The 510-nt window shown below is 70.5% G+C and carries 1 protein-coding gene; it reads left to right on the top strand.

All coding sequences use genetic code 11. From position 1 onward, the window contains the following. Positions 1-463, top strand: a 463-nt coding sequence (locus AB4Y92_RS25515; protein ID WP_441822157.1) for a metallophosphoesterase family protein, incomplete at its 5' end; no start/stop codon positions are given. Positions 464-510: the final 47 nt, after the last annotated feature.

Raw genomic sequence — 510 nt, 5'->3', positions numbered from 1 at the left:
CGCCTGGTTGTCCGCGCTGCCACAAGAGCAGTTCGCCGCCGGCGCGCGATGCGTCCATGCCTCGCCCGGCGACGATGAAGCCTATCTGATGGAAGCCGTTGCCGGTGGCCGCCTCCTTCCCGACACGGTCGCCGCCGTCGAGGCGCGGCTGGCCGGCACGAAGGGGCCGCTCCTGCTCTGCGGGCACAGCCACCTGCCCCGGGTCTTGCGGCTCTCCAGCGGCATGGTCATCGTCAACCCCGGCAGTGTCGGGAACCCGGCCTATCAGGACGAGACGCCGCCTGCCCATGTCTGCGAGAGCGGAAGCCCGCATGCCCGCTTCGCGATTGTGACGATCGCGGGCGCGATTGCGGTCGAGCATCACGCCATCGCCTATGACTGGGAGGCGGCCTCGGCCGAGGCCCGGCGRAATGGGCGGGATGACTGGGCCCATGCTCTGTCGACGGGCACCGTGCGCCGGTGAGCCTCGCGATCTTCCTCACCGTGCTCGCGGCAGCAGCGATGCATGCG

The organism is Lysobacter sp. TAB13 (genome assembly GCF_052113885.1).
Lineage (GTDB): Bacteria > Pseudomonadota > Gammaproteobacteria > Xanthomonadales > Xanthomonadaceae > Lysobacter > Lysobacter gummosus.
The sequence above is the reverse complement of the archived record's forward strand: the minus strand, read 5'-3'. Positions and strand labels throughout refer to the sequence as shown.